The organism is Flavobacterium sp. KH_001 (assembly GCF_057840745.1).
Genome location: NZ_CM174520.1, coordinates 2,305,735 through 2,323,036, shown reverse-complemented (window position 1 = coordinate 2,323,036; position 17,302 = coordinate 2,305,735). Strand labels below are relative to the sequence as shown.

Here is a 17,302-nt window from a genome sequence, read left to right as displayed (position 1 = left end):
TGAAAACATGGAAAGAGCAAAACTTATTGTTAAAAATTTCGGACCTCTAAAAGATATTGATATCGAAGTTAGAGAAATGGTTACTTTTATTGGTGCGCAGGCTTCTGGGAAGAGTACTTTGGCTAAATTACTTTCTATATTAGAGGATGAGGAATTTAGAAGCAATCACAGTATAGAATTCAAAACAGAATTAGAAAAATATAATATTATAAGTTTCCTAAATCCAAATACTTATATTAATTATATTGTACTAAATAAGGAAATTAGTAATTTCAATTTTGAGTACAAAGATAATTCCTACCTTAAGAACTCTATTCAAAATCTAATTTCTATTTCAAGCAAAACGAAATTATCACAAGATAAAATCAGCGAAACAATTGAGACATTAAAATTTTTAATCAAATCATATATAAATATCCATGATTTAATAAACAAGGATGAATTTTATAAGTTATTTAATTCTGATATTCAAATAATTAAATTTGAGAGTCAATTTATAAATAAAAGATTAAAAAAAATAGATATTGATGAAGAAGATATTGATTTTTTGATGCGAATTTTAGAAAAAGAAAAATCACTTGATAATTACTTTTATCTATTAAATCAAATAGTAAATTCTTTTCCTCATATTTTTCTATTCGACTCTATTTACATTCCATCAGAAAGAAACTTTCTTCATCTAATCGCTGAAAACGTTTTAGGATTAATCAATAACAACGTAAAAATACCAAAACATTTATTATCTATTGGACAAGAATACGAAAAAGCAATTCAAACAATTACAGAGTTACCGATAAGTATAATTGATAAAAGGGTAAAATATAAAAGAGAGGGACAAAACTCATTCATCTATCATAATGAAAATGAAAAAGTAAATCTATTAGAATCTGCATCAGGTTTACAATCTGTGATTCCAATTTTACTTTTAGTCGAATATTCAAAAACTTTAAAAGAGGAATACAATTTCAATTTTGTAGTTGAAGAACCAGAACTAAATTTATATCCAAAAGCACAGCATGAGCTAATTAAATATTTAGTTAAAAATTGTTTATTTGATAGAAAAAATTTAATTCTTACTACGCATAGCCCTTTTGTTTTAGCTTCTTTAAATAATTTATTATTAGCTTATGACAAAGGACAAAAAAATCCGAAAGAAGTAAATAAAATTATCAAAAAAGAATCTTGGTTAAACCCGAAAAACTTTATTGCTTATGAATTGAAAAATGGTAAAGCAAAAAAAATTATGAATGATAAATTAGGGCAAATTGCAGAAAATATGATCGACTCTGTTTCTGATACTTTTGCTGATGAATTTGATAAACTTTTAGATTTATGAGTTTTGAAGAATTATTAGCTCATTTTCCTGATTTACAAAAAGATGTTTGTTACAAAACATTAAAAGATTCTGTTTACTATCTAGAAGAAATTAAAGATTCTATAGTTCAGTTTAAAACTGAAGAAGAATATTGGAATCTGTGTTTGGAAAATGAAAGTTTAAAAGAGATTTTATTTCTAGAAAACGAATATTCAATCATGAAAAATGAAGTTTCAAAAAAATGTGATTGGGTAATATTCGAAAATAGCAAACTTTATTTCATCGAATCAAAAGATGTAAAACCAAGAAGTAGAAATAAGGAAAGAAAGGATGCAATTAAACAATTAATTACAACTATTGAATTTTATAAATCAAAAATAGATTTAGATTCCATTTCCATTTTTTCTCAAATATGTTTTCAATCAAAATCAAGAGTTATTAAAGCTGGAGACCAAGCACGAAAAGTTTTATTCAAACAATATAATTCAGAATTTTCAGAAGGTAATCTTATTAAATTCGATTAATAATTCTAAACCCGACAGATTTTAAAAACCTGTCGGGTTTCTTATGCTACGATTAAAACGAATACTTCTCCAATTTCTTAGAATAAATATCCAAAACTACAGGCGAATCTTTCGGAATATCTCCTTTCCATTTTTCCTGAACGGATGGATTTGAAGGATATTTTCCGTTTTTCATTTTTAGAGAATGCAATGTATTACCGCTTTTAAATATTAAATCTTTAAAATTTTCTGAGGAAGTTGTTCCTATAAAGATTGGAAAATCAGTTACGGTAAATCTGTTGATTACACTTCCATCGTTGTTTAAAATATATCCTGAACAGCCTCCACTTCCGCAGAAATACGGATTAGAGAAGCCTACAAAATATTCGTTTTTCTTATCGTTATTTAAATCGAAAGCTTCATAATAAAAGTATCGATCGTCTTTTGTCATCGCGGGTAAATCTTTCTTTAATAAAATCGCAAGTTGCTTTTTTATTAGTTGAACCGTTTTATCATCTTTAGCGGGAACGTCACTCAAATTGGCTGTACCTCCCAATGTTTTTGATAATGTATCCTGAGCAATTGTTTTAATAATATTTTTTGATGCTGGCTTTTCTTTGTTTTGACAAGAAACCATCCCCAGAACTATAAATGCGACTAAAATTTTCTTTTTCATAATTTCTATTTTTAAGATTAAGTTTCAAAACCCGACCGGTTTTAGAACGTGTCGGGTTTGATAATCTGATTTATATTAAACTAGCAATGCTGCTTTATTTTCAATAGTATTCTCAGTCAACAAAGACTTTATATTATTAAAAGTTACCAAAGCAATTTGCGTTAAAGCTTCGTTCGTAAAAAAGGCCTGATGTGCTGTAACTAAAACATTTGGAAAACTCATTAATCTTTGAATTGCATCGTCCTGAATAATATCTGCGGATAAATCTCTGAAGAATAGTTTTTCTTCCTGTTCGTAAACATCGATTCCTAAATAACCTATTTTACCTTCTTTTAAACCTTCAATAACACAGGCTGTTTCAATTAACCCACCGCGACTGGTATTGATGATCATGACGCTGTCTTTCATTTCATCAATAGATTTGCTATTGATTATATGTTTCGTTTGCTCATTTAATGGACAATGCAAGGAAATAATATCACTGGATTTAAAAATAGTTTCTAAGGAAACAAACTCCACTCCGTCTTTTTCCATTTCAGAATTTGTTACTATATCATAAGCCAAAACTTTACAGCCAAATCCTAAAGCAATTTTAGCAAAAGCTTTTCCGATATTTCCAGTTCCAATAATCCCGATTGTTTTTCCGAATAAATCAAAACCTAATAATCCGTTTAGAGAGAAATTTTGTTCCCGAACTCTGTTATAAGCTTTATGCGTTTTTCTATTTAGAGTCAAAATCATTGCCATGGCATGCTCTGCAACAGCTTGTGGAGAATAAGCAGGAACGCGACACACTTTTAAATTGTATTTTTTGGCTGCTTCTAAATCAACGTTATTAAAACCAGCACAACGCAAAGCAATAATTTTTACATTCTTTTCTGCCAATTGTTTAATCACAGATTCATTGACAATATCGTTTACGAAAACACAAACGATTGATGCATTCTCAATTAAAATTACCGTTTGAGGATTCAATTGCGTTTCAAAGAAATCCAGATCAAATCCAAAATCTTCATTGTATTTATTAAAGAATGTTTTGTCGTAAGGCTGCGTCGAAAAAAAAGCAATTTTATTATTGTTTGATGATGATTCTAAATTCATAATAATTTCTTCTAGGTTCTTAACTCGTTGATACCTTAAAAATACGCAATTAATTCTATAATTTTTATCTGAATAGAAACGTTTTAATGAATTAGGTTTCAATTTGTTAAATAAAATACAAATATGACAGTCAAATTAAACCTAATGAATTTGATAAAGTCTAAAGGATATAACAATTAAAAAACTTACATCATGAAAAAATTATTTATCGCAGCTTTGTTATTCGTTGGAGTAGCAAGTTTTGCACAAGACACGGATAGTAATCCAACTCAGGATCATAAAGAGCATAAAGAAAGAATGACTCCTGAACAGCGTAACGAGAAGCAGTTAAAAAAACTAACTTCAGAATTAACCTTAGATGCCAATCAACAAGCGCAGGTAAAACAATTATTAGCCGAAAGAAGTGCAAAAGCTGAAAAATTCAGAGAAGCCCGTCAAGCGAAAAAAGATAGTAATGTAAAACCTACAGCTGCAGAAAGAGAAGCCTTTAAAAAAGAAATGATGGCTGAAAAAGACGCTAACGACGCTAAGATGAAAGCTATTTTGAATGTAGACCAATACACTAAATGGAAAACTATTCAGGCAGAAAACAAAGAGAAGGCTAGAGAAAAAATGAAAGAATACAAAAAAGAAAAAATCTAACTTTTTGTCCCAAAACAATAAAAAAGAGGCTTTACAGCCTCTTTTTTATTTATTAAAATGTTTTTGAAACTTTATCAATTGCATTAATTGTAAAATCCAAATCTTCGTAAGTTAATGCATCTGTAATAAACCAGGTTTCATATGCAGATGGCGCGATATAAACACCTTCGTTCAACAATCCGTGAAAGAATTTCTTAAACGTTTCATTGTCTCCTTTTGCTGCTGTTTGAAAATCAACAACCGGATTTTCATCAAAGTGAACAGAAATCATAGACCCTACTCTATTGATGGTAAAAACAACATTATTTGCTTTTAAAACTTTATCGATTCCTGCTTCTAAATAAGCCGTTTTTTCTTCTAATCGGGTAAAAATAGCACGATCATTATCCAACGATTGCAACATCGCTAATCCTGCAGCCATTGCTAACGGATTTCCAGACAAAGTTCCTGCCTGATAAACTGGACCAAGCGGTGCTAAATAATTCATGATTTCAGCACGGGCTGCAAATGCTCCAACCGGCAAACCTCCACCAATTACTTTTCCGAAAGTTACAATATCAGCATTGATATTATACAATTCCTGAACGCCTCCGCGAGCTAATCGGAAACCCGTCATTACCTCATCAAAAATCAATAAGATTCCGTTTACAGTACATAAATCTCTTAAACCTTGCAAGAAGCCTTCTTGAGGTGGAATACAGCCCATATTTCCGGCAACCGGTTCAATAATAATAGCGGCAATTTCGTTTTTATTAGCTTCGATTAAAGTTTTTACATTCTCTAAATCATTGTATTTTGCCAATAAAGTATCTTTTGCAGTTCCTTCTGTAACACCTGGACTATTTGGTGAACCAAAAGTTACAGCTCCACTTCCTGCCTGAATCAAAAAGGAATCAGAATGTCCATGATAACAACCGGCAAATTTGATAATTTTATCTCTTTTTGTAAAGCCACGAGCCAAACGAATCGCGCTCATACAAGCTTCTGTGCCTGAATTTACAAATCTGATTTTATCGATATTTGGAACCATAGAAACAGCCAAAGCAGCGATTTCAGTTTCCAATTCTGTTGGCATTCCAAATGAAGTACCCAATTTTGCTTTTTCAATCACAGCATCAACAACCGGCTGATAAGCGTGACCTAAAACCATTGGCCCCCAAGAATTGATATAATCAATTAATTTATTTCCGTCTTCGTCATGCAAATAAGCACCTTTGGCACTTTTTACAAAAATTGGAGTTCCTCCTACTGCTTTAAAAGCACGAACTGGCGAATTTACTCCTCCCGGAATTACTTTTTCTGCTTCAGCAAAAAGCTGACTACTTCTTTTATAGATCATTATTTATTTTAGATTTTTGAGTTCTGATTTTAGATTTAACTATCTGCTTAAACCTTGATCTCTGACAAACTCATTAAAGTATTTTTGTTCTGTTTGTTTTTCTTTTGAAAGTTCTTCAATTTTTATATCTGACATTCCCAAAGGAGAATAAAATATCCATTTCCAAGTTGGCCGATGTTTTATAAAAAAATGCTTTTCTGCAAATTCATCATGTATGTAAATTCCGCAAAAAAGTCTAATTGTGAAAACAATGGCAAAAATAAAAATTCCAATCGAGATTATCTTTTTCATTAATAATTAACAATTGATAATTATTTTACTTTCAATTTCTGTCCGATCGAAAGCGCATTATCTGAAAGATTATTTTTCTGTTTTATGTCATCAACCAAAATGTTGAATTTTTTTGAAATCGAATATAGCGTATCTCCTTTTTGAACTTCATATAAATTAGGATCATTTGAGTTCATATTTATCTTTGGATCCGAAGCCACATCATACGATGGTTTTCTTGTTGGAGCCGATTTATTAATTGCAACATACTTTTTTCCCGTAATCTCACAATCATATTGATGCAGATTATAACGCTCAATATAACTGATTAATTTATCCGGATAGTTAGGATCTGTGGCGTAACCACAGGCTCTTAAGCCTTTTGCCCAGGCTTTATAATCGTCTTTTTCGTAAGTAAATAAAGAGGCATATCTATTTTTGCCAACTAAAAATAAGGCATGATCACGATACGATTCTGAAGCTTCTGGATATTTCCTGAAACATTCCTGAGCCGAATCATCATCATGGCGAACACTTTCACCCAACCAGTCTTTATGACATTTTATTCCGAAATGATTATTGGCTGAAACTGCCAAATCTCCTTTTCCTGCTCCAGATTCCAAAATTCCCTGAGCCAGAATAATACTTGCCGGAATACCATATTTCTGCATATTGCCCATTGCAATATCTTTGTACTGCAAAACATAATCGTTGATTGAAGTGCTGGTAACGGTAGTTTTTGAAGTCGACTGAATAACTTCCGTCGTATTATTTGTAGAAGGGTAATTTTTACCGATTGGCTTAACAGATGTTTGCTTTTTAGCTGCCACCGTTCGGGGCCTCTGAACTGCTGCTTGCTTTTTGGTTGTTGCAATAGCCGGTTTGCTGGATGAACAGCTTGCCAGAACTGCAACTATAAAGAACAATAGGATCTTTTTAATCATTGTTTTTGAGTATTGGTAATTTTTTCTGCTTCAATTTGATATTCATTCCATCAATTCCCTGTAATCCGCCGGTGTGAATGAGTAAAATTTTTGAATTAGCAGGAAAATAGTTTTTGCTGATTAAATCTATAACGCCAAAAACCATCTTTCCTGTATAAATTGGATCTAAGGGCACTTTGTTCTCGTCAAAAAACGCATTAATAAATTCGACTAATTCTAAATTTATCTTGCCGTAACCTCCAAAATGATAGTCAGAAATTAAATTCCAGTTATCTTTTTTTGCAAAAATACGAATTTCATCGTTTAAAAAGTCACCTTTTAACGCCGGAAACCCTAAAATTTTCTGATTTGGCAATGCACTATTAATCAAACCAGAAATCGTGCCACCCGTTCCAACCGCGCAACACACATAATTAAAAATAGCATCTTCCCTGGTCAAAATCTCCTCACAACCTTTTACAGCGAGTTCATTTGTTCCGCCTTCGGGAACTGAGTAAAAGTCTCCAAATTGCTCTTTTAGTTTTTCCAGAAAAGAAATTTCGCTTTTATTTCGATACTCTTCTCTCGAAACAAATTCAAATTTCATTCCGTTTTCCTGAGCAAATTTCAAGGTTGGATTTTCATCGATTTTATCAAAAAGTTCATCACCTCTAATAATTCCGATAGTTTTAAAACCCTGTTCTTTTCCTGCATACGCAACAGCCGCAATATGATTGGAAAAAGCACCTCCAAAAGTCAATATCGTTTCTTTATTTTCGGCTTTCGCCTGAAGTAAATTGTATTTGAGTTTTCTGAATTTATTCCCGGAAACAAACGGATGAATCAGGTCTTCACGTTTGATTGTCAAAGTGATTTCATTCGGAAAATTGATATGAATTTGTTGGTTCAAAATCGGTTTTATTTTAATGTGATGTATTTTAGAAATTGAAAAAAAGATCTATTTGAGAGATAATTGCCATCCCTTTCATTTGAATAAGCTTCTCTTTCAAAACTGATATTTCTGTATGCTAAATCTTTGTTCCTATATTGAATTAACCGAATAAAATATTCCAAAAAATACCAGATAAAAAAAGGCAGAATCAGCATTTCTAATTGCTGTCTTAAATGTATTTTTTCATGGTTGACAAAAGTCTTATTTGTTTTATCAAAACGATATTTAATTACAACAAACGGAAATACAGCCATCCCGCGATATCCTTTCGGAATTAAATATTTAGCAACAATCAGAAACATTGGCTGTAAAATTTATAAATTTGTAGCTATAAAATTGTTTGATTTCATTAAAATAACAATCAAATAATTATTTTTGATTTTTGAAGAAATAAAACAAGTACCCAAAGCAGATTTATGAAAGAGCAAAGTAATGAAAATAAATTAATCGAAGGCGAAGATTTTTACTATACGCCGGAAGGTTATAAATGCTTTACTGAAAAACACCATTTAAAACGTGGTTACTGCTGTAAAAGTGGTTGCCGTCATTGTCCGTATGGGTTTGATAAAGGAACTGGTCAACTAAGAAAGAAAACTAATTAGAAAATGTGTCAATTTGATAATTAGACAATTATAATAAATTTTAATTTTTATCCCGATGCTTCGGGACCAAATTCCAATCTAAAATCTTAAGTCTAAAATCTAAAATTATATATGGATATTCGCTCACGAAAATTTAGGATTAAAATCCACAAATCCTATCACAGGTCGGATATTCGTTATCCCTAGTTTCTTAATTAGAAAATGTGTCAATTTGATAATTATTTCAGATCTAATTTTCATCGATTGACATTTCGCTCCGATGGAGCTTTTACAACGGGATATGTTATATTTTCTATAAACATAACGCCTTTCCAAGGCTGATAAAAACTCCAAAGGAGTACTATGTTTATAGAACTTAATTAACGCCCTGAATTTCAGCTCCAGCGGAGCGACATAATTTAAACATACAATAATTTTTAGATGTTAAATTTTACGTTTTACAAAAATCTAAAATCAACAATCTAAAATCTAAAATAAAAATAATGACTTTCAAAGAACAAATACAACAAGGAATTCCATCCATATTACCTCCAAAGGCAGCATATGACTTAGCGATTAATCATGCGCCAAAACGAAAAGAAATTCTTTCGGCAGAAGAAAAAAAACTGGCTTTAAAAAATGCATTGCGTTATTTTGAACCGCAACATCACGCCGAGTTAATTTCTGAATTTTCAGAAGAACTAGAAAAATACGGTCGTATATATATGTACCGTCTGCGTCCTGATTACAGAATGTATGCAAGACCAATTGACGAATATCCCGGAAAATCATTGCAGGCAAAAGCGATTATGCACATGATTCAGAACAACCTGGATTATGCTGTAGCGCAACATCCGCATGAATTAATCACATATGGCGGAAATGGTGCTGTTTTCCAAAACTGGGCGCAATATCTATTGACGATGCAATATTTGTCTGAAATGACAGACGAGCAGACTTTAACCATGTATTCAGGACATCCGATGGGATTATTCCCTTCACATTCTGAAGCACCGAGAGTTGTCGTTACAAACGGAATGGTTATCCCAAATTATTCTAAACCGGATGATTGGGAAAAAATGAATGCTTTAGGCGTTTCGCAATACGGACAAATGACCGCGGGAAGTTATATGTACATTGGTCCGCAAGGAATTGTACACGGAACTACGATTACAGTTTTGAATGGTTTCAGAAAAATAAAATTAAATCCTGAAGGGAATTTATTTGTGACTTCCGGATTGGGTGGAATGTCTGGTGCTCAGCCAAAAGCAGGAAATATTGCAGGTTGCATTACGGTCTGCGCCGAAGTAAATCCGAAAATCACTAAAATCCGTCACGAACAAGGCTGGATTAATGAAATCGTAACTTCTACTGAAGAATTGGTTCAGCGAGTAAAATCGGCGAAAGCCAATAAAGAAGTAGTTTCGATTGCTTACTTAGGAAATGTGGTTGATGTTTGGGAATGTTTCGACAGAGAAAATATCAAAATTGATTTAGGTTCTGACCAAACTTCTCTTCATAATCCGTGGGCTGGAGGTTATTATCCGGTTGGAATTTCATTTGAAGATGCCAATGAAATGATGGCCAATAATCCTGAGTTATTCAAAGAAAAAGTACAGGAATCGTTACGCAGACAAGCAAAAGCGATCAATAAACATACGGCTAAAGGAACTTATTTCTTCGATTACGGAAATGCCTTTTTATTAGAAGCTTCACGTGCAGGTGCTGATGTAATGGCCGAAAACAATATCGATTTTAAATATCCGAGCTACGTTCAGGATATTATGGGACCAATGTGTTTTGATTATGGCTTTGGACCTTTTAGATGGGTTTGTACTTCAGGAAAACCGGAAGATTTACAAAAAACAGACACTATCGCAAGTCAGGTTTTAGAAGAATTAGCGAAAACTAGTCCAGATGAAATTCAGCAACAAATGCAGGATAACATCAAATGGATTAAAGGCGCTCAGGAAAATAAATTGGTGGTTGGTTCTCAAGCCAGAATCTTATATGCTGACGCTGAAGGAAGAATTAAAATTGCCGAAGCTTTTAATCAGGCGATTGCAAAAGGCGAAATTGGAACTGTCGTTTTAGGACGCGATCATCATGACGTTTCCGGAACCGATTCTCCATACAGAGAAACTTCAAATATTTATGACGGATCTCGTTTTACAGCTGATATGGCAATTCAAAATGTAATTGGTGACAGCTTTAGAGGCGCGACTTGGGTCTCGATTCATAATGGCGGAGGAGTTGGCTGGGGAGAGGTTATAAACGGCGGATTTGGTATGGTTCTTGATGGTTCTAAAGAAGCTTCAAAACGTTTAGCATCAATGCTTTTCTGGGATGTTAACAACGGAATTTCAAGAAGAAGCTGGGCCCGAAATGACGAAGCCATTTTTGCCATAAAAAGAGCAATGGAAGTTCAGCCTTTACTAAAAGTGACTTTGCCTAATATCGTTGACGAAACGCTATTTTAATTAAAGTTATTTATCAGAATTGAGAACAATAAATTTTTATAAATATGAAAACATTCAAATTAGTACCCGTTTTTCTGCTTTTAATACTACTAGCCTCTTGCAGCAGTGTAAGTGTTTATTCTGATTATGATAAAAACGTAGATTTTGCGCCTTATAAAACGTATGCTTTCTTTAAGCCCGGAATTGATAAAGTCGAAATTTCTGATTTGGATAAAAGAAGAATTCTACATGCCATAGATACCGAAATGCAAGCCAAAGGTTTTACTAAAAGCGAAAACCCTGATTTATTAGTAAACATTTTTACTAAATCGAGAGAACAAGTAAGCGTAAACCAATTTAGCGCTGGTTGGGGCTATGGTTGGGGTTGGGGATGGAATCCTTATATGATGTATGGAGGTCAAACTACCGTTTCAACTTCTACAGAAGGAACTTTATTCATCGACCTGATTGATGCTAAAAAGAAAGAAATGATCTGGCAGGGCGAAGGTGTTGCAACTTTAACTAAAAACGTTGATAAAAAAGATGCAAAAGTGGCTGAGATCGTAAACAAAGTTTTAGCACAATATCCGCCGGTTAAAAAATAATTAATACATTTGCGATTCAATTATCTGAAATGAAAAACTTAAATAACATTATTATCTCTATTAGTATTATTGCTATTCAGCAATAATGGTGAGGTATTGTATAAATAAGTAAACAAAATACAATTTATTAAACCTCCCAAACCGGGAGGTTTTTTATTTAAGAAATAATTTAGCCACAGATTAACAGATTCTCACAAATTAATCTTTTTAATCCTTTAATCTGTGGCTAAAAATAAAAACAAAAAACATGAATCTATTTAACGAAGTACTTGCTGCTAAAAAACAGCTTGAGAATGTAGTTGCTGCTACTCCACTGACACAAAATTTAAACCTTTCAGACGAATTTAAATCGACTATTTTATTAAAAAGAGAAGATTTACAAATTGTCCGGTCGTATAAAATCAGAGGAGCTTACAACAAAATTTCTTCGTTGAATGAAACTGAAAAAGCAACAGGAATTGTATGCGCAAGCGCTGGAAATCATGCGCAGGGTGTTGCTTATTCTTGTCATCTTTTGCAAATAAAAGGCAAAATTTACATGCCAAAAACGACTCCAAAACAAAAAGTAAAACAAGTGCAATTGTTTGGAAAATCATTTGTTGAAATTGTACTAACCGGAGACACTTTTGATGATGCCTATGCTTCAGCAACTGCAGATGCCATCAAAAATCATAAAATATTTATTCATCCCTTTGACGATGAAAAAGTGATTGCAGGACAAGGAACTGTTGGATTAGAAATCGTTGAAAGTTATAAAGAACCGATCGATTATGTTTTTGTTCCGATTGGCGGAGGTGGATTAGCTTCCGGTTTATCTGAAGTTTTTAAACATCTAAGTCCGAATACTAAGATCATTGGCGTTGAGCCAAAAGGCGCACCTTCAATGAAAACTTCTATTGCCGAAAATAAAAACACAGCTTTGGCAACTATCGATAAATTTGTTGACGGCGCCGCTGTAAAACAAGTTGGCGATATGACTTTTGAAATTTGTAAAGATAATTTAGAAGATATAATTCTGGTTCCGGAAGGAAAAGTCTGTACCACAATTTTACGTTTGTACAACGAAGAAGCAATGGTTGTAGAACCAGCCGGAGCATTGACAATTGCCGCTTTGGATTTTTACAAAGACAAAATCAAAGGCAAAACCGTAGTTTGCGTTGTGAGCGGCAGCAACAATGATATTGAAAGAACGGCCGAAATAAAAGAACGTTCTTTACTTTACGAAGGCTTAATGCATTATTTTATGATTCAGTTTCCTCAACGTCCGGGAGCTCTAAAAGAATTTGTAAATAACATTTTAGGCCCTGATGATGACATCACTTATTTTCAATTTCACAAAAAAAACAATCGCGAAGTGGGATCGGTAGTGGTTGGTTTAGAATTGAAAAACAAAAAAGACATTATGAATATCAAATTGAACATGACCAAAAATGGTTTTGAGTTTCAATATTTAAATGATAATCAGGATTTGTTTACACAATTAATTGGCTAAAAATCCTTTCAGATGACAAATATCAGTGAATAGAAAAAGTTATACTGTAATTTTGTATTTCATTTAGATCTAAAAAACATGGCAACTCTTAAAGACATTTCAAACATAGAAGACATACAATTGATGGTCGATACCTTTTATGATAAGGTTCAAAAGGACGATCTTCTTGGACCGATTTTTAATGATAAACTACAGGGCCGCTGGACTATGCATTTACAAAAAATGTACGGCTTTTGGCAGACTATTTTGTTTGATGTCCGTGCTTATTCCGGAACTCCTTTTCCGCCGCACAAACAATTACCTGTAGACAAAACGCATTTTGATCGCTGGGTTTTTCTTTTTAATTCTTCAATTGACGGACTTTTTGCAGGAACAATTACGGAAGAAGCAAAAATGAGAGCTGAAAACATGGCCTATATGTTCAATTATAAAATTGATTATTTCAGAAATTTAGAGAATCAATAAAAATTAATTTAAATGATATCTCTAATTAACTAAATTTGGCGGCAAACAATTTTAATAAAACATGAAAAAAGCATTACTATCTCTTCTATTTTTTCTCTTTATCATTATTTCATCCAATGCTCAAACCTCTAAAAGCAATTTATACAAAGGTACAATTGATGGAAAAATAGCCGTTACTTTTTTTATTAAGACAGAAGAAAACCCCTGCACAGCCGATTTAATGTACACTGCCATGTATCGCTACGACAAATCCGGCAGTTGGATTCAATTGGACATTACTCAAAATACCAAAAATGAGAATCAATTTGCATTAGTAGAACATGGCTTTACTGGCGTTATGATTTTGAAAAAAGACGAAACTAATTTTAGTGGTTTATGGATCAGTTCTGACAGTAAAAAACAATTGAAAGTAGAACTGAAAGAAGCCAAAATGACTAAAAAAGAAACTGAATCTTACGAAGCCAAAATGGAAAAAGTTAATTATGAAAATAACGATTGCTAGAAAATTGTTCTTTTTATACTTCGAAAACATTCTTTTGAAAACGGATTCCCTAGCCCTGATAGCAGCGGTATCCTTTTTCTTGCTTCTTTAGCAAGGAAAAGATACAAGCGGATAGCAGGACTAGCTCCTAAAAACCATAATACTTCTCCAAACAAAATTCTATTAAAACCTCAATAAAAAACACTTTCGGACAAAAAAATTGTGATGAATAGCAAAAATTAGCGCCTTAAATTCGTAATTTTACATTCTAAATCTACAACGTTTTCGAAATGAATCCAAATATTGAGACAAACCCGTTATTAGAGCGATTGCCGAAACATTTAAAGCAATTTATTAAGCCACAGGATTATAGCGATTATACGCCAATTAATCAGGCGGTTTGGCGTTACGTGATGCGCAAAAACGTAGATTATTTATCAAAAGTGGCTCATCATTCTTATTTGGATGGTTTGAAGAAAACGGGAATCGAAGTAGATTCTATTCCGAGTATGTATGGAATGAACCGAATCCTGACCGAAATTGGCTGGGCTGCGGTTGCCGTTGATGGTTTTATTCCGCCAAATGCTTTTATGGAATTTCAGGCTTATAATGTTTTGGTTATTGCTTCAGATATCAGACAATTAGAACATATTGAATATACACCTGCACCAGACATTATTCACGAAGGTGCCGGCCACGCTCCTATTATTGCGAATCCTGAATATGCAGAATATTTGCGCCGTTTTGGTGAAATTGGCTGTAAAGCGATTTCATCTCATAAAGATTATCAAATGTATGAAGCGATTCGTTTGCTTTCGATTTTGAAAGAAGCTGAAGATACACCACAGGATAAAATTGACGAAGCTGAAAAAGCCGTTGCTGATTTGCAAAACAATATGGGCGAATTATCAGAAATGGCTCAGATTCGTAATTTACATTGGTGGACAGTGGAATATGGTTTAATTGGGACTGTCGAAGACCCAAAAATTTATGGCGCCGGATTACTATCTTCTATTGGAGAAAGCGCCTGGTGTATGACGGATAATGTAAAAAAAATCCCTTATGATATTTCGGCTGCGAATCAGAATTTTGATATTACACAGTTGCAACCTCAGCTTTATGTGACACCAAATTTTTCTTATTTAAGTTTGATTTTAGAAGAATTTGCTAATAAAATGGCATTAAGAACGGGAGGCCTTTCCGGAATTCAGAAATTAATTCATTCGAATGCTTTAGGTACAATTGAATTAAGTACAGGTTTACAAATTTCTGGTGTTTTTACCAATGTTTTGGATGAAGAAGGAAAACCAGTTTACATTCAGACTACTGGAAAAACAGCATTATCATACCGTGAAAAAGAATTAGTTGGTCACGGAACTTTGACTCATCCACACGGATTTGGTAGTCCGATTGGGAAACTAAAAGGCTTCAATTTAGCGATTGAAGATATGAGTCCGAAGGATTTACAGGCTTATAGTATCGTAGAAAACGAAACCGTTAAATTAGAATTTGAAGGCAATATTATTGTAGAAGGAGAAATCATTACAGGCTCCCGAAACTTACACGGAGAAATTATTTTAATTAGTTTTAGAAATTGTAGGGTTACGCATGGCGAAACGATTTTATTTCAACCGGATTGGGGAAATTATGATATGGCGATTGGTAAAAAAGTAGTTTCTGCTTTTTCCGGTCCAGCCGATGTGAATAGTTTTGATCTGATTAATATTGTTCCGACTTCTCAAACGATAAAAGCAAAACATACAGACGAACGCGATGATTTAGAAGTTCTTTATCAGACTGTTCGTTCTATAAGAGAAAATAAAGATTCGAAATCAGAACTACAATCTGTTTTTGATAAACTGAAAGTGAATCATTCAAGCGATTGGTTGCTTTCAGTTGAAATTGCAGAGCTTTTGAAAGATTCTGATGAAAAGCAATTATTGCAGGAAGTATTGGTTTATCTGGATCAACTGAAAGCAAAACGTCCTGAAGTGGCGCATTTGATTTCTGGTGGCCTGGATTTGATTTTCGATAAAGAAGCGGTTTAGAATTTTGCCACGAAGGCACTAGGACACAAAGTTTTTTTTATTTGGTTTGTGCAGATTTAATCTCGCAAAGACGCGAAGTCGCAAAGTTTTTATCTATTCATTACATGTAACTTAGTTTAATCTTCGTTGCGCCATGTTTTTTGTAACATTTTAAAATATTTTTTAACTGATTTAATTCTGCTACAAATTTATTAGAACTTAAATATCCATTATCGTTGGGAAATCCATGCAATGGATTTTTTTCATATTCTCTTTGTTTCTGATTATTTTTCTCCCTTTCATTTTTATCAGAAGAAAATGTATAATTTTCATAAATTGGATTGTACTTTACTTTCTTAAAATAATTTGGATTTGCTTTTATTTGCAGTAATAGATTGTCAATTGTTTTTTCAAAAACATTTATATTTTTCCAATACTTTTTTGAATATTCTTCTGCCTCAGAATCATAATCCTGAAAAGTTGACAAATCGATTTTTAAAATTTTCTCTACTTGACTAACCATACTTTTTTCTCCAAAGCCACCAATTTGTTCAAAAAAGAAAGATAATCCAGAAGGGAAATCATCTTTGCAAGTGCTCTTAACATTGGATTCGATATAATAATCCATTCCAAAGAAATTCAGATTTAAGAACGATATTAAAATCAATAAGGTAGTTTTCATCAATATGGGTTATAATTTACAATTTCAAATCCTCATTAAATTCTTTTTCAGATTCTATCGTTTTGCCGTTGTATTGCAATTTCCAACCCATGGAATTCGTCAAAATCAAAATCTTTGATAATTCACTTATCAATCTGTTTTGGGCGTTTGTTTTTAGGGATGAACTCTCAATTTTCTTAGCCAGATTTGCTTTTACCGATTTATTGATTTTATTATAATCATCTCCTGTAAACGGGTTCATTTGGCTTTGCTCAATGTCATAAAACTTTATATCCGGATTGATCGTAATTTCTTCTTTTGGAATATTTAAAATCGTAATGGTTTTGTTTTTTTCATCGATGTCGTATTTCATTTTATGCAAATCGTAGGCCACCGTAACATTTGCATTGACAACCACTAATGCTTTCTTCTCAAAAGAAACCATATTTAAAAAATACTTCTGCTGGTTTTTATAGGTAATCACTTCTGAAAAATGCCCTTCGGTGACAACCAATTTGCCGACATTCAGAATTTGCTGTTGAATTAAATTGGTGTTGTATTCAATATCCTTATCATCATCTTTTTTAAATTGGCAAAATTTGAAAGCCAAAATGATTAAGAAAACGACTGAACCTAAAACTAAAATTCTTTTGAGTGTATTTTGCATTACTATATTTTATTAGACCAATTTACTTCTTTTTTAAGAAGCTTAAAAGTTTTCTATCACGAATTAACTCTAATCAAGATGTTTTTTCACGCAGATTCTGCAGATTTAGGCAGATTTTATTTTAATCTGCTTAGATCTTTTAA

General features: G+C 32.8%; 19 protein-coding genes. 10 read left to right on the top strand and 9 right to left on the bottom strand.

What is annotated here, in order from left to right; translation table 11 throughout:
* The first annotated feature begins 7 nt into the window (after positions 1-7).
* Positions 8-1,336, top strand: coding sequence for an AAA family ATPase (locus tag AC3ITQ_RS10025; RefSeq protein WP_489238515.1), 1,329 nt, complete (start codon positions 8-10; stop codon positions 1,334-1,336).
* Positions 1,333-1,839 (top strand): hypothetical protein, encoded by a 507-nt coding sequence (locus AC3ITQ_RS10020; protein ID WP_489238513.1) that lies wholly within the window; start codon positions 1,333-1,335, stop codon positions 1,837-1,839. Before AC3ITQ_RS10025 ends, AC3ITQ_RS10020 begins: the two co-directional genes overlap by 4 nt.
* A gap of 52 nt (positions 1,840-1,891) precedes the next feature.
* Here AC3ITQ_RS10020 and AC3ITQ_RS10015 read toward each other — a convergent pair whose 3' ends face one another.
* Both AC3ITQ_RS10015 and AC3ITQ_RS10010 read right to left on the bottom strand, forming a co-directional pair.
* A complete protein-coding gene (locus AC3ITQ_RS10015; RefSeq protein ID WP_489238511.1) occupies positions 1,892-2,494 on the bottom strand; it encodes a hypothetical protein in 603 nt (200 codons plus the stop codon).
* Between the two features lie 75 nt (positions 2,495-2,569).
* Positions 2,570-3,595, bottom strand: a complete 1,026-nt coding sequence (locus AC3ITQ_RS10010; protein ID WP_489238509.1) for a 2-hydroxyacid dehydrogenase — start codon at positions 3,593-3,595, stop codon at positions 2,570-2,572.
* 192 nt (positions 3,596-3,787) lie between these two features.
* Here AC3ITQ_RS10010 and AC3ITQ_RS10005 point away from each other — a divergent pair, with 192 nt between their 5' ends.
* Entirely contained in the window at positions 3,788-4,237 is a 450-nt protein-coding gene (locus tag AC3ITQ_RS10005; protein ID WP_489238507.1) for a DUF4890 domain-containing protein, read from the top strand.
* Between the two features lie 52 nt (positions 4,238-4,289).
* Here AC3ITQ_RS10005 and hemL read toward each other — a convergent pair whose 3' ends face one another.
* From hemL to AC3ITQ_RS09980, 5 genes are read right to left on the bottom strand one after another with little or no spacing between them, the layout of a single operon-like run.
* Positions 4,290-5,576 carry a glutamate-1-semialdehyde 2,1-aminomutase gene (gene hemL / locus AC3ITQ_RS10000; protein ID WP_489238506.1) on the bottom strand — a complete coding sequence of 429 codons (1,287 nt, stop codon included), beginning with the start codon at positions 5,574-5,576 and terminating at the stop codon, positions 4,290-4,292.
* 39 nt (positions 5,577-5,615) lie between these two features.
* The gene (locus tag AC3ITQ_RS09995; protein ID WP_489238505.1) at positions 5,616-5,867 is read right to left on the bottom strand and encodes a hypothetical protein; all 252 of its coding nucleotides are present in this window, start codon (positions 5,865-5,867) and stop codon (positions 5,616-5,618) included.
* A gap of 20 nt (positions 5,868-5,887) precedes the next feature.
* A complete protein-coding gene (locus AC3ITQ_RS09990) occupies positions 5,888-6,790 on the bottom strand; it encodes a glucosaminidase domain-containing protein (protein ID WP_489238504.1) in 903 nt (300 codons plus the stop codon).
* Positions 6,783-7,679, bottom strand: coding sequence for a 1-aminocyclopropane-1-carboxylate deaminase/D-cysteine desulfhydrase (locus AC3ITQ_RS09985; RefSeq protein ID WP_489238502.1), 897 nt, complete (start codon positions 7,677-7,679; stop codon positions 6,783-6,785). Before AC3ITQ_RS09985 ends, AC3ITQ_RS09990 begins: the two co-directional genes overlap by 8 nt.
* 8 nt (positions 7,680-7,687) lie before the next feature.
* Positions 7,688-8,023: a hypothetical protein gene (locus AC3ITQ_RS09980; protein WP_489238501.1), complete on the bottom strand. Its 336-nt coding sequence runs from the start codon at positions 8,021-8,023 to the stop codon at positions 7,688-7,690.
* A 114-nt stretch (positions 8,024-8,137) separates the two neighbouring features.
* Here AC3ITQ_RS09980 and AC3ITQ_RS09975 point away from each other — a divergent pair, with 114 nt between their 5' ends.
* From AC3ITQ_RS09975 to AC3ITQ_RS09945, 7 genes are all read left to right on the top strand, one after another.
* Positions 8,138-8,323 (top strand): C1orf53 family protein, encoded by a 186-nt coding sequence (locus AC3ITQ_RS09975; protein WP_489238499.1) that lies wholly within the window; start codon positions 8,138-8,140, stop codon positions 8,321-8,323.
* 482 nt (positions 8,324-8,805) lie between these two features.
* Complete coding sequence (hutU, locus tag AC3ITQ_RS09970; protein ID WP_489238497.1) at positions 8,806-10,782, top strand: urocanate hydratase; 1,977 nt, start codon at positions 8,806-8,808, stop codon at positions 10,780-10,782.
* A 44-nt stretch (positions 10,783-10,826) separates the two neighbouring features.
* Positions 10,827-11,366 carry a DUF4136 domain-containing protein gene (locus AC3ITQ_RS09965; RefSeq protein ID WP_375031231.1) on the top strand — a complete coding sequence of 180 codons (540 nt, stop codon included), beginning with the start codon at positions 10,827-10,829 and terminating at the stop codon, positions 11,364-11,366.
* 247 nt (positions 11,367-11,613) lie between these two features.
* On the top strand, positions 11,614-12,858 hold the full coding sequence (gene ilvA / locus AC3ITQ_RS09960; RefSeq protein ID WP_489238495.1) for a threonine ammonia-lyase IlvA: 1,245 nt from the start codon (positions 11,614-11,616) through the stop codon (positions 12,856-12,858).
* Between the two features lie 78 nt (positions 12,859-12,936).
* A complete protein-coding gene (locus AC3ITQ_RS09955; RefSeq protein WP_489238493.1) occupies positions 12,937-13,323 on the top strand; it encodes a group III truncated hemoglobin in 387 nt (128 codons plus the stop codon).
* A 61-nt stretch (positions 13,324-13,384) separates the two neighbouring features.
* Entirely contained in the window at positions 13,385-13,825 is a 441-nt protein-coding gene (locus AC3ITQ_RS09950) for a hypothetical protein (RefSeq protein ID WP_489238491.1), read from the top strand.
* Positions 13,826-14,094: 269 nt separating this feature from the next.
* Positions 14,095-15,852 carry an aromatic amino acid hydroxylase gene (locus AC3ITQ_RS09945; RefSeq protein ID WP_489238489.1) on the top strand — a complete coding sequence of 586 codons (1,758 nt, stop codon included), beginning with the start codon at positions 14,095-14,097 and terminating at the stop codon, positions 15,850-15,852.
* Between the two features lie 100 nt (positions 15,853-15,952).
* Here AC3ITQ_RS09945 and AC3ITQ_RS09940 read toward each other — a convergent pair whose 3' ends face one another.
* Together AC3ITQ_RS09940 and AC3ITQ_RS09935 are read right to left on the bottom strand one after the other, a co-directional pair.
* Entirely contained in the window at positions 15,953-16,513 is a 561-nt protein-coding gene (locus AC3ITQ_RS09940; RefSeq protein ID WP_489238487.1) for a hypothetical protein, read from the bottom strand.
* Between the two features lie 16 nt (positions 16,514-16,529).
* Positions 16,530-17,159, bottom strand: a complete 630-nt coding sequence (locus tag AC3ITQ_RS09935; protein ID WP_489238486.1) for a DUF4230 domain-containing protein — start codon at positions 17,157-17,159, stop codon at positions 16,530-16,532.
* Between the last annotated feature and the right edge of the window lie 143 nt (positions 17,160-17,302).

Coding starts and splice junctions, on each gene's coding strand:
- AC3ITQ_RS10025 (WP_489238515.1), top strand. CDS start 8: ATGGAAAGAGCAAAACTTATTGTTAAAAATTTCGGACCTCTAAAAGAT.
- AC3ITQ_RS10020 (WP_489238513.1), top strand. CDS start 1,333: ATGAGTTTTGAAGAATTATTAGCTCATTTTCCTGATTTACAAAAAGAT.
- AC3ITQ_RS10015 (WP_489238511.1), bottom strand. CDS start 2,494: ATGAAAAAGAAAATTTTAGTCGCATTTATAGTTCTGGGGATGGTTTCT.
- AC3ITQ_RS10010 (WP_489238509.1), bottom strand. CDS start 3,595: ATGAATTTAGAATCATCATCAAACAATAATAAAATTGCTTTTTTTTCG.
- AC3ITQ_RS10005 (WP_489238507.1), top strand. CDS start 3,788: ATGAAAAAATTATTTATCGCAGCTTTGTTATTCGTTGGAGTAGCAAGT.
- hemL (WP_489238506.1), bottom strand. CDS start 5,576: ATGATCTATAAAAGAAGTAGTCAGCTTTTTGCTGAAGCAGAAAAAGTA.
- AC3ITQ_RS09995 (WP_489238505.1), bottom strand. CDS start 5,867: ATGAAAAAGATAATCTCGATTGGAATTTTTATTTTTGCCATTGTTTTC.
- AC3ITQ_RS09990 (WP_489238504.1), bottom strand. CDS start 6,790: ATGATTAAAAAGATCCTATTGTTCTTTATAGTTGCAGTTCTGGCAAGC.
- AC3ITQ_RS09980 (WP_489238501.1), bottom strand. CDS start 8,023: ATGTTTCTGATTGTTGCTAAATATTTAATTCCGAAAGGATATCGCGGG.
- AC3ITQ_RS09975 (WP_489238499.1), top strand. CDS start 8,138: ATGAAAGAGCAAAGTAATGAAAATAAATTAATCGAAGGCGAAGATTTT.
- hutU (WP_489238497.1), top strand. CDS start 8,806: ATGACTTTCAAAGAACAAATACAACAAGGAATTCCATCCATATTACCT.
- AC3ITQ_RS09965 (WP_375031231.1), top strand. CDS start 10,827: ATGAAAACATTCAAATTAGTACCCGTTTTTCTGCTTTTAATACTACTA.
- ilvA (WP_489238495.1), top strand. CDS start 11,614: ATGAATCTATTTAACGAAGTACTTGCTGCTAAAAAACAGCTTGAGAAT.
- AC3ITQ_RS09955 (WP_489238493.1), top strand. CDS start 12,937: ATGGCAACTCTTAAAGACATTTCAAACATAGAAGACATACAATTGATG.
- AC3ITQ_RS09950 (WP_489238491.1), top strand. CDS start 13,385: ATGAAAAAAGCATTACTATCTCTTCTATTTTTTCTCTTTATCATTATT.
- AC3ITQ_RS09945 (WP_489238489.1), top strand. CDS start 14,095: ATGAATCCAAATATTGAGACAAACCCGTTATTAGAGCGATTGCCGAAA.
- AC3ITQ_RS09940 (WP_489238487.1), bottom strand. CDS start 16,513: ATGAAAACTACCTTATTGATTTTAATATCGTTCTTAAATCTGAATTTC.
- AC3ITQ_RS09935 (WP_489238486.1), bottom strand. CDS start 17,159: ATGCAAAATACACTCAAAAGAATTTTAGTTTTAGGTTCAGTCGTTTTC.